This window comes from Salinigranum sp., from assembly GCF_041641895.1.
Classification (GTDB): Archaea; Halobacteriota; Halobacteria; order Halobacteriales; family Haloferacaceae; genus Salinigranum.
The window spans coordinates 1-10,391 of sequence record NZ_JBEPXO010000112.1 but is presented as its reverse complement, the minus strand read 5'-3'; the positions used below and the strand labels follow the sequence as shown (position 1 = coordinate 10,391).

The following is a 10,391-nucleotide window of genomic DNA, read 5'->3' as shown; positions in this document are numbered from 1 at the left end:
GAGACGACGACGCTCCCCGGGTGAGTCTCCGAAATCTCGGCGACGATGTCGGGGTCGTTCACCGCGGCCGTCCCGAGGATGACGCGGTCGACCCCGCTGTCGAGGAGGGCCCGAGCGTCGTCGGCGGTCCGGATTCCGCCGCCGAGTTGGACCGGCACGTCGACGGCGTCGACGACTGCCTCGACGGCGGCGGCGTTCTTCCGCTCGCCCTCGAACGCGCCGTCGAGGTCGACGAGGTGGAGCGTCTTGGCGCCGGCGTCGACCCACCGACGAGCCGCCTCGACCGGGTCACCGTACCGTTTCTCGGTGCCGCGTTCACCCTGGACGAGCTGGACCACCTCGCCGTCTTGCATGTCGACCGCGGGGACGACTTCGAACGTCGGGAACATACCGGGTCGGAAGAAGAGCGAGGCCGTAAACACACCGACACGCGGAGGGACGAAACCGCCCGGCGGAGGGGGTGGAACGTCGCACCCGTTCGGAACGGCTTTGGGGGCGGGCCACACAGGGACAGTCGATGAAGATTTTCGGGTCCAGCGGGACGCGCGGGGTGGTCACCGAGGAGTTGACCCCGGCGTTCGTCCTGCGGGTGGCACAGGCCGCCGGGACCGTCTGGGACGGCGACCGGGCCGTCGTCTCGCGTGACACCCGGACCTCCGGCGAGATGTTCACGAACGCCGCGGCCTCCGGCCTGGCGAGCGCTGGGCTCGACGTCGACCGTCTCGGCGTGGTGCCGACGCCGGCAGTCGTCCGCTACTGTGAGGTCGAAGCGGTGCCCGCGGTCCACATCACCGCCTCACACAACCCTCCGGAGTACAACGGCGTCAAACTCGTCGGGAGCGACGGCGTCGAACTCACCGTCGACGTCCTCGAAGCGGTGGAGGACCACGTGCTGAGCGAGGAGTTCGACTTGAAGCCGTGGGACGAGATCGGGGAGGTCAGACGCGTCGACTCGGCGAACCGCGCGTACGTCGACGACCTCCTCGCGTCGGTCGACCGCGAGGCCATCGCCGACGCCGCGTTGACCGTGGCGCTCGACCCGGGCCACGGAGCGGGCGCGCTCACCAGCCCCGGGTTCTTCCGACGACTGGGCTGTGAGGTGGTGACGGTGAACGCGACGCCGGACGGCCGGTTCCCGGGTCGCCAGCCCGAACCCGTCGGCAGCCACCTGACGGACCTCTCGCGGCTGGTCCGGGCCGCGAACGCGGACCTCGGTATCGCTCACGACGGCGACGCCGACCGGGCGGTGTTCGTCGACGAGACTGGGGAGTTCATCGACGGGGAGTCGTCGATGGCGGCGCTCGCTGCGGCGCATCTCGACGCGGGCGACACGTTCGTCTCCGCGGTCAACGTCTCACAGCGGGTCGTCGACGCCGTCTCGGAGGCGGACGCGACGCTCGAACTCACGCCCATCGGGTCGACGAACATCATCACGCACATCCGCACGCTGCAGGCCAACGGCGCGACAGTCCCGGTGGCCGGCGAGGGGAACGGCGGCGTCTTCTTCCCCGACTACCGACTGGTCCGCGACGGCGCGTACACCGGTGCGATGTTCCTCGAACTCGTCGCCGACCGGCCCGCGAGCGAGGTGGTCGCCCCCTTCTCGGCGTACCACGCGGCCCGCGTGAACGTTCACTACGAGTCGGAGGGAGAGCTGACGGCGATGCTCGAAGCCGCCGAGACGTACGCCGAGACGGCGGACGTCGAACCGAACACCATCGACGGCTACCGGCTGGACTACGGCGACGCGTGGGTGCTCGTCCGCCCCTCCGGGACCGAGCCGGTCGTCCGCGTCTACGCGGAGGCGCGGGACGCCGACCGTGCCGAGGCGCTCGCCACGGAGGTCGAGCAGGTGCTCCTCGACAGCCGCGAGGGGAGCTAGGTTAGACCGAGAGGACGACGAACAGGAGACAGAGACAGCCGAGGACGACCAGCGCGAACCCGCGTGGGAGCGCGCCGCGGCGCACGACCGACCGGTCGCGGGGAGCACTACCGAGATACCGCACCTGCAGGCGGTGGACCTGTTCCGGTTCGCGGAGCCACGCGGCGCCGGCGACGACTGTCGCCAGCCCGACGACTGCCGCGACGGCCGCGACCGGAGAGATCATCAGCTTTCTCCGTCGTCGAGTGCGGACCGCAGGCGGTCACGTTCTGCGCGCAGGTCGGCGAGTTCCGCCTCGACCGCACCGGAGGCGAGACGGTCGCGTTCCTTCTCGGCGAGTTCGTCGCGGGCGACGGCCGACTGACGGAGCCGTTCGTAGTCGTCGCGGAGGGCGAGGTCACGGACGCGACGGGCGTGTGACACGACCGACTCGTCGGCGAAGCGGGCGACGACGGCGACCAGTTCCTCGGCGTCTCGTCGGAGTTCACCTGCCTCCGGCGGCGGCCAGCCGACCGTCAGGGGCGTCGCGTCGAGGCGCGTGAGGTACGTCTCGTGCGTCGCGACGTGTGTCCGGAAGCGGTCGGGGTCGTCGACGTAGTGGTCGAGTTTCGACCGGGAGTAGCCGACGTACTCGAGGAGCGTCGGGAGTGGCTCGGAGCCGAGGGGCGCGTCGTCGAGATACGCCCGGAGCGACTCGGGTGGCGGCGTGAACTCGACGAGCGGGTACGCCGTCGTAGTCGCGACGAGGTCGAGCAGATCGCGGGCCGACTCCTCGCGCCGGAACCGCTCGAACCCGTCCGTGACCGCGCTGTTGTAGGTTTCGATGGGGTCACGGAGCCGTTCGGTCGGGGCGTCGAGGTCCGCCGCGCCGAGGTCGAGCAGTCGCTCGCGGTACCGGATTTCCTCCTCGAGCGTCGAGAGGCGACGCCGGACCGCCTGTCTCGTCTCTCGAAGGTGGCCGCGGGCGGCCTCGCGCTCGTCGAGCGCCTCGACTGCCTCGCGAGCGGGGGCGAGCAGGTCGCGCGCGCGGTCGAAGTGTTTCTTCGCGAGCCGGCGACGGTCGAGCAGGTCGTTCGCCTCCTCGAACGACTCGCGGGTCGGGAGGTCGTCCGGGAGCTCCTCGACGAGGTTCACGAACCGCTCCTGGAACTCGACGTACGCGGCGAAGTCGCCGCTGCCCGTCGCGGTGTCCTCGTAGTTCGTTAGGAGGTCGGTCGCGTCCTCGTACGCCTCGGCGACCCTGCGGGCCTCGGACTCGCCGTAGTCGTCGACGGCGGCCTCCGCTTGCCGGAGGCGCTCGCGGGCGGCCGCGAGGTCGTCGACGGTGACGTCGGCGGCAGGGACGGTCCCGGCCATCAGTAGACGTCGTCCGGGTCGAACACCTTGTCACCGACGACGCTCCCGTCGGCGCGGCGGTAGAAACACGAACGGTAGCCCGTGTGACACGCTCCGCCGGACTGCTCGACGAGGTACAAGAGCGCGTCGCCGTCGCAGTCGACGCGGACCTCCCGGATTTCCTGGGTGTGTCCGCTGGTCGCTCCCTTCTCCCAGAGTTCGTCGCGGCTCCGCGAGTAGTAGTGGGCCCGACCGGTTTCGAGGGTACGCGAGAGCGCCTCGCGCGTCACGTACGCGAGCATCAACACCTCACCCGTCTCCGCGTCCTGGGCGACGGCCGGCACGAGGCCGTCGTCACCGACATCGAGGTCGACGCCGACCTCGCTGCCGACAGCGGCGTCTGCATCACTCATGGAGAGTACGAGGAACGTACGGCCGATATGTCTTGTGTCGTCCGTGGATTCATCTGCGAAGCGGCGGCCAACCGGGGTGATGCGCTGACGATGGTCGGTCGGCGGGCCACGACGTGACGGCACACCGTCGACCGGGAGGGAGCGTGCCGTCCGTTCGCACACGGGGTCTCACCCGAGGCCGAGCACCGCGAGGAGGCCGAACAGCACGTCGCCGTAGGTGAACGCGAGGAGGAGGCCGACGAACATCGGGACGAGGAACGGGATGCCGGGCGAAATCCAGACCCGCTCGCGGGTCGAGACGAGTTCGAGGCCCTCGCGCAGCGTCTCCGGAGTGGTGCCGTAGGCAGTGCCGTCGATGCTGTCGAGGAACCGCTCGGCCGCCCAGGGGTCGTCGAACGCGTCCGTGTCGGCTCCGGGAGCGAGCGTCGTGACCGTCTCACGCCAGCCGGCCGTCTCGGCGTCGTGAGCGACGCCGCCGTCTGTGGCAACCTCCGTCGCGTCGACGCGACCATCGGTCGGGTCGAACGTCTCGTCGACCGTCGTGGGGTCACGGAGCGTCTCGGGAGCGTCGAGCAGCGTCGCGAACGAACTGCCGCGCCACCGGAGGTACATCCGGAGGGCGTCGAGGTCGAGGCCGCCACGGGTGTAGCCGTCGGGGGTCTCGAAGAGTCGACCGTGCTCGGTCGGGACGTCGGTCACGTCGACTCGCCGACCGAAGAGCATGATCGGCGCGACGTCGCCCGCGAGGAGGTTCCGCACGCCGATGGCGAGGGGGTAGACGACGGCGACCACGACGGTGTTCGTCAGGACCGTGAAGGAGAACACCCCGAGCGGTGCCTCGACGAGCGGCAGCGCCGTCGAGGGGAGGAAGTACACCGGGTAGGTCGGGAGCAGGAGCGCCAGGACGATGAGCGCCTTCGCGTCGGCGCCGCCGAAACCGCCGATTCGCCAGAACAGCCACGAGAAGGGGACGACGAAGACCACACTGACCCCGACCTGAATCAGGAACAGGCGGTCGTCGAACGTCGCCGGCGGGAGGTGTGCGAAGAGGTCCCACACGAGGAGCACGACGCCCAGGGCCGCGAGCGGCGGCCACAGGCGGTTGGGGACCCGTCGCGTCCGGACGTCGGAGAGCGCCGCCCAAGCCAGCACGGGGATGGCGACGAGACGCAGGAGGTCGGGTACCGATGCGAACATACAGACGGCGGGGTGGGGGAGGGAGTTAGCCCTTTGGGTGGGAGAATCAGCGCCGAGAACGCGGCCGGGCGCTGCGGCTGTCGAGGCGATAAAAAACGGAGAACGGTGGTCGACGACCTGGGTTAGATGACGCGGTTCTGGAGGTAGTCGAGGTGCTTGGCGTTGTAGACGATCTGGACCTCGTCCTCCGTCGGCGTGCCGATGCAGGTCAGGCGGACCATCTTGTCGTCGACTTCCTCGTCGGAGAGGATCTGCTGCATGTCCATGTCGATACCGCCCTTCGTCAGAATCGCAGCACAGTTCGCACAGGCACCCGCGCGGCACGAGAAGGGCCAGTCGTAGCCCTGCGCCTCCGCGGCTTCGAGGATGTACTCGCCCTGGTTGACCTCCAGACTGCCGTAGTCCTCGTCGTCGAGGCCGGCGTCGGCGGCTTTATCGAAGAGGTCGTCGTCGTCCATGTCCCAGCCCTGGTCGTCGAGTACTTCGTAGTTGAGGTATTCTACCGTAGGCATCTCGTCCGGTGATTCGAATCCCACGTCATTAGGCTTTGCTGTTCTCCCCGACTTTTTCCCGCGCTGTCACCGTTTTTGGTCGGCCAAAACCCGTCCGGGTGGACAGGTGAACACGAGCGGTGTCGACGGACGGTCAGAGCGCGACCGCAGAGAAGAGCAGATACGAAGTGACGGCCGACACTGACGGGGTGAGCAACCAGAAGAAGATGATCCGTCCCGTCGTCCCCGGGTCGAACAGTTTGTGGGCGGTGAGCGTGTCGTCGGCTTCACCGATCGGGGCGACCTCGTCGGGCGAGTCGGCTGCGAGGGCGTCGACCGACAGTTCGGGGGAGGCTCCGCGGACCGCCTCCCCGAGCGTCACGGTCCGGGTGGCTCGACCCCAGCCGAGACCGACGATACACATCGTCGCCGACACGGCCAGGCTGGCCGGGATACCGATGGCCGAGAGGAAGGCGATGAACGTCGCGCTCACCGTCTCGACGACGAGCGCCGCCAGGAGCGGCAGTTCGGTGAGGTCGTTGCCGACGGTGTCGAGGGTCCGGCGGGCGATGGTGAACGCGCCGAGACCGATGGCGCCCCCGGCGAGGAGGATACCACCGTTCATCGAGAGCTGTCCCGACCCGACCAGCGGCGCGACGGCGTTCGCGACGTTCGACGCGCCCGCCGAGAACGCCATGTAGCAGGCGATGACGACGACGAGGACGACGGTCCCGAGTTCCCGGACGGTGGTACCGGGGCCGAGCCCGGGGATCGGAACGCCGATACTGAGCCGGGGAAACGGGACGTCGAGACGGTCGACGACCACCAGTGGGCCGTCCGAACGGCCGAGCTGGAGACGGGCGTCGAGGTACGGGTAGACGTAGCGGCCGATGACCGCACAGACCCAGAAGGCGAGGACGGGGGCGACGATCCACCACGAGACGATTTCGAGCATGATGGCCTCGTCGAGAGTCCCCGTCGCCACGCCGAGGCCGGCGATGGCGCCAACAGCGGTCATCGACGTCGACGCCGGCACCCCGAAGACGTTCGAGATGAGCAGCGCCAGTCCGACGAAGAACAGCACGCCGACGCTCGCCGCGAGGGTGAACTCGTCGCGCGGGACGATCTGACCGCCCATCGTCTCGACGACCTCCCGACCGACGGTCCACCCGCCGAGGAGCGCGAACCCGGTCATCAGTGCAGCGGCGGCGAGTTTCGAGACGACGCCGCTCCCGACGGCCGGGCCGAACGCGACACCCGTCGAGGACCCGCCGATGTTGAAGCCGACGAAGACGGCCACCCCGAGTCCGAGGATGAGGAGGAGTTCGACCACAGCGAAGGGACGTACCTCACGGGTTTAGTGCCTGCTGTTCTCGGCGAGACACCGGGAGCCGACGCGAGGAGTCTGCGGTGCGGGGCCGGCTACCAGACGGAGAACAGCAGGTACGCACCGACCGTCGCGACGGCGGGCACGGCGTTCTGGAGGACCACGACGCGCAGCGTGGTCCACGGCCGGTAGAGGTCGTCGATGGCGACGTCGGGTTCGGTCAGGTCCTCGACGGCGTCGGCGTCCACCACGAGCGACCCCTCGGCGCGCGTCGCGCGGCCCCAGCCGAGACCGACCGTACTCATCGTGGCGATGACGACGAAGCTGGCGGGGATGCCGATGGCCGACAGCGCTGTCACGAGCGTCGCGCTCACGCTGGCGACGACGAGCGCAGCGGTCAGCGGCAGTTCGGTGAGGCCCTCGCCCATCGTGTCGAGGGTCCGGCGGGCGATGGTGAGCGCACCGAGGCCGATGGCACCGCTGGCGAGGAGGATGCCCGCGTTCATCGAGAGCTGTCCCGACCCGACCAGCGGCGCGACGGCGTTCGCGACGTTCGACGCGCCCGCCGAGAACGCCATGAAGCAGGCGATGGCGACGACGAGGACGACGCCAGTCGCCTCCCGAGGCGTGGTCTCGTCGGCGAGTTGCGGGGTCGGAATCCCGGAGCGGTCGACCGTGAACAGTGACCCGTCACTCGTGTCGACCGCGACCCGCTCCTCGATGGCGTCGTAGGCGTACCGGCCGACCATCCCGCTCACCCAGAAGGAGACGAGCGGGGCGACGATCCACCACGAGACGATTTCGAGGACGACGTCGGTCGCCAGCGCGTTCCGCGCGAGACCGAGGCCGGCGATGGCGCCGACGGCGGTCATCGACGTCGACGCCGGCACCCCGAGGACGTTCGAGACGAAGAGCGCCCCGCCGATGAAGAACAGCACGCCGATGCTCACCGGGAGGGTGAAAGGGTCGCCCCGGACGAGGTTCGAGCCGAGCGTCGTGACGACCCGGCGGCCGACCGTCCACCCGCCGAGGAAGGCGAAGCCGGTCATCAGGAAGCCGGCGACCAGTTTCGAGACGGCACCGCTCCCGACGGCGGGACCGAAGGCGACGCCGGTGTTCGACCCGCCGATGTTGAAACCGACGAAGACAGCGACACCGAGTCCGACCAGAAGGAGCGGCGAGAGCACGGAGAGACCTTTCGCGGCGCCGTACAAAAACGTCCTGTCACGCGTCGTCGCGCGTCTGCCGAACCGCCGGAGTGCCGTCCGAGCCGCCGGAGCGTCGGCCGAGCGCCGACCGACCCCTACCGCGTCGCCTCGGAGATAGCGTCGTCGAGGTCCGCGAGGATGTCCTCCGGGTCCTCGATACCGACCGACAGGCGGACCATGTCGGGCGTGACGCCCGCGGCCTCCTGTTCGGCCTCGGTGAGTTGCTGATGGGTCGTGGACGCGGGGTGGATGACCAGCGTCTTGGCGTCGCCGACGTTCGCGAGGAGCGAGGCGACTTCGACGCCGTCGACGGTGCCCTTGGCCGCGTCGTAGCCGCCGTCGAGGCCGAACGTGATCATCCCGCCGTACCCCCCGTCGAGGTACTCGGAGGCGTTGTCGTGGGTCGGGTGGCTCTCCAGGCCGGGGTAGTTGACCCACGCCACCTCGGGGTGGTCGTCGAGGAACTCCGCGACGATCATCGCGTTCTCGCAGTGTTTCTCCATGCGGAGCGGGAACGACTCCAGTTTCTGGAGGACGACCCAGGCGTCGAACGGCGACTGCTGGTTCCCTAGGTCACGGAGGCCGCGGGCGATGGCGGCGTAGGTGAAGGCGGCGTCGCCGAACGTCTCGGCGAAGTTGACGCCGTGGTACGCGGGGTTCGGCTTGGCGATCTCGGAGTACTTCTCGGCGTGTTCCGCCCAGGGGAAGGAGCCGCCGTCGACGAGCGCGCCGCCGACAGTCGAACCGGCCCCGTGGAGCCACTTCGTCGTCGAGTCCCAGACGAGGTCCGCGCCGTGGTCGAGGGGGCGGCAGAGGTAGGGCGTGGCGAACGTGTTGTCGACGAACAGGGGGGCCCCGTGCTCGTGGGCGATGTCGGCGATGCGCTCGATGTCGGGCGTGTCGAGCGCGGGGTTGCCGATCGTCTCCAGGTGGACGTACGCCGTGTCCTCGTCGATGGCCTCGGCGTAGGCGTCGTAGTCGAGCGTGTCGACGAACCGCGTCGTGACGCCGCGCCGCTCGACGGTGTGGGTGAGGTAGGTGTACGTTCCCCCGTAGAGCGAGGAGGCGCTGACGATGTTGTCCCCCGCCTCGGCGAGGAGGAACGTCGCGAGGTCGAACGACGCCATCCCCGAGGCGGTGACGGCGGCGCCGATACCGTTCTCCAGCGAGGCGATGCGGCCCTGGAGCATCTCCAGGGTGGGGTTCATCAGCCGCGAGTAGATGTACCCCTCCGCTTCGAGCGCGAACTGCGCGGCGGCGTCGTCGGCGTCGTCGAAGACGTACGAGGTGGTCTGGTAGATGGGCGGGGCGCGCGAACCCGTCGCGGCGTCCGGTTCCTGACCGGCGTGGAGGCTCCGGGTGTTGAAGCCTGGCTGTGAATCGTCGTCTGCCATACGGCGTGGCTTCTGACGGCCACGACGTAAAGATAGGTGTGAGCGGTGGGAACTGCCGGTGGCTACGACGGTGGTTCGGGGCGACCCGTGAGGCGTGCGCAGCGTGTGGGTGTTCGTGGAGGGGTTCGACGAGCGACGACGAGGCGATGCCGGGCAGTGGTCACCGCGCCCGTGCGTCGCGCGACACTCTCGCCGAGTCTCGGAGCCGAGTCGACGCGTCCGCGGCCGACCGTTCCTGGATACCCTCTCTCCACTCGCCACACGCTCACCACACGCTCACCACACGCTCACGACCGTCTCGCAACGTTTTAGTAGCGCGAAGGAGCAAAGAACAACTGATGACACGGATTCCCACTCCCACGCCCGCTTCTTCGGGAGTCCGTCCTGTCCCCGTCGCGCCCGCCGCGGGCGTCCGACGACCGCGACGACCGGGCCGTTAGGCCCACTACTACTCACTCACCTCGCGATTCGCTCATACGGTTTCAACGACGCTTGTGTCGCCTATAGGCTTCTCTACGGTTTTCTTTCATAATCTAAAACAACAAATTTAAGCCCGTGAACGGTGCTACAACGATGTATATGACACGCGTCGCACTCGCGTTCTCCGGCGGGCTAGACACCACGGTCTGTGTCCCGCTCCTGGAAGAAGAGTACGGACACGACGAGGTCATCGGCGTCACAGTCGACGTCGGTCAGCCCGAGTCGGAGTTCGAAGAGGCAGAAGAGACCGCAGAGGCTCTGGGGTTAGAACACTACGTCGTCGACGCCAAGGCGGAGTTCGCCGAGACGTGCTTCCGCGGCGTGAAGGCGAACGCCACGTACCAGGGCTACCCCCTCGGGACGGCGCTCGCCCGCCCCGTCATCGCACAGGCCATCCTCGACGTCGCCGAGGAGCACGACTGTGACGCGCTCGCACACGGCTGCACCGGCAAGGGGAACGACCAGCTCCGGTTCGAGGCCGTCTGGCGCGCCTCCGACCTCGACGTCATCGCGCCCGTGCGCGAACTCGGACTCACCCGCGAGTGGGAGATCGAGTACGCCGCCGAGAAGGAGCTCCCGGTCGAGGCCGGCAACGAGGGCGTCTGGAGCATCGACACGAACCTCTGGTCGCGCGCCGTCGAGGGCGGCGAACTGGAGAACCCCA

Annotated in this window: 11 protein-coding genes; 2 read left to right on the top strand and 9 right to left on the bottom strand. The window is 68.9% G+C overall.

Annotation, left to right across the window (positions count from 1 at the left end; translation table 11 throughout):
• On the bottom strand, window positions 1-389 hold a 389-nt coding region (locus ACESK5_RS17650), incomplete at its 3' end, for a HisA/HisF-related TIM barrel protein (protein WP_372912896.1).
• Between the two features lie 128 nt (window positions 390-517).
• Between ACESK5_RS17650 and glmM the strand changes: the two genes are divergently transcribed.
• Window positions 518-1,882 carry a phosphoglucosamine mutase gene (glmM, locus tag ACESK5_RS17645; protein ID WP_372912895.1) on the top strand — a complete coding sequence of 455 codons (1,365 nt, stop codon included), beginning with the start codon at window positions 518-520 and terminating at the stop codon, window positions 1,880-1,882.
• Between the two features lies 1 nt (window position 1,883).
• Here the strand turns inward: glmM and ACESK5_RS17640 are convergent, their stop codons facing one another.
• The 8 genes from ACESK5_RS17640 to ACESK5_RS17605 all read right to left on the bottom strand — a co-directional run bounded on the left by ACESK5_RS17640 (window position 1,884) and on the right by ACESK5_RS17605 (window position 9,247).
• Window positions 1,884-2,108: a hypothetical protein gene (locus ACESK5_RS17640; protein WP_372912894.1), complete on the bottom strand. Its 225-nt coding sequence runs from the start codon at window positions 2,106-2,108 to the stop codon at window positions 1,884-1,886.
• Window positions 2,108-3,238, bottom strand: coding sequence for a hypothetical protein (locus ACESK5_RS17635; protein ID WP_372912893.1), 1,131 nt, complete (start codon window positions 3,236-3,238; stop codon window positions 2,108-2,110). The genes ACESK5_RS17640 and ACESK5_RS17635 overlap by 1 nt, the downstream gene beginning before the upstream one ends.
• Window positions 3,238-3,630, bottom strand: a complete 393-nt coding sequence (hisI, locus tag ACESK5_RS17630) for a phosphoribosyl-AMP cyclohydrolase (RefSeq protein WP_372912892.1) — start codon at window positions 3,628-3,630, stop codon at window positions 3,238-3,240. Before hisI ends, ACESK5_RS17635 begins: the two co-directional genes overlap by 1 nt.
• A gap of 168 nt (window positions 3,631-3,798) precedes the next feature.
• Entirely contained in the window at window positions 3,799-4,827 is a 1,029-nt protein-coding gene (locus ACESK5_RS17625) for a prepilin peptidase (protein WP_372912891.1), read from the bottom strand.
• A gap of 122 nt (window positions 4,828-4,949) precedes the next feature.
• Window positions 4,950-5,339: a ferredoxin Fer gene (fer, locus tag ACESK5_RS17620; RefSeq protein ID WP_372912890.1), complete on the bottom strand. Its 390-nt coding sequence runs from the start codon at window positions 5,337-5,339 to the stop codon at window positions 4,950-4,952.
• Window positions 5,340-5,472: 133 nt separating this feature from the next.
• Complete coding sequence (locus ACESK5_RS17615) at window positions 5,473-6,651, bottom strand: anion permease (RefSeq protein WP_372912889.1); 1,179 nt, start codon at window positions 6,649-6,651, stop codon at window positions 5,473-5,475.
• A gap of 89 nt (window positions 6,652-6,740) precedes the next feature.
• On the bottom strand, window positions 6,741-7,832 hold the full coding sequence (locus ACESK5_RS17610) for an anion permease (protein WP_372912888.1): 1,092 nt from the start codon (window positions 7,830-7,832) through the stop codon (window positions 6,741-6,743).
• Between the two features lie 116 nt (window positions 7,833-7,948).
• Window positions 7,949-9,247, bottom strand: a complete 1,299-nt coding sequence (locus ACESK5_RS17605) for an O-acetylhomoserine aminocarboxypropyltransferase/cysteine synthase family protein (RefSeq protein WP_372912887.1) — start codon at window positions 9,245-9,247, stop codon at window positions 7,949-7,951.
• Window positions 9,248-9,826: 579 nt separating this feature from the next.
• Here ACESK5_RS17605 and ACESK5_RS17600 point away from each other — a divergent pair.
• Window positions 9,827-10,391, top strand: a 565-nt coding sequence (locus ACESK5_RS17600) for an argininosuccinate synthase domain-containing protein (protein WP_372912886.1), incomplete at its 3' end; no start/stop codon positions are given.

Coding starts and splice junctions, on each gene's coding strand:
- glmM (WP_372912895.1), top strand. CDS start 518: ATGAAGATTTTCGGGTCCAGCGGGACGCGCGGGGTGGTCACCGAGGAG.
- ACESK5_RS17640 (WP_372912894.1), bottom strand. CDS start 2,108: ATGATCTCTCCGGTCGCGGCCGTCGCGGCAGTCGTCGGGCTGGCGACA.
- ACESK5_RS17635 (WP_372912893.1), bottom strand. CDS start 3,238: ATGGCCGGGACCGTCCCTGCCGCCGACGTCACCGTCGACGACCTCGCG.
- hisI (WP_372912892.1), bottom strand. CDS start 3,630: ATGAGTGATGCAGACGCCGCTGTCGGCAGCGAGGTCGGCGTCGACCTC.
- ACESK5_RS17625 (WP_372912891.1), bottom strand. CDS start 4,827: ATGTTCGCATCGGTACCCGACCTCCTGCGTCTCGTCGCCATCCCCGTG.
- fer (WP_372912890.1), bottom strand. CDS start 5,339: ATGCCTACGGTAGAATACCTCAACTACGAAGTACTCGACGACCAGGGC.
- ACESK5_RS17605 (WP_372912887.1), bottom strand. CDS start 9,247: ATGGCAGACGACGATTCACAGCCAGGCTTCAACACCCGGAGCCTCCAC.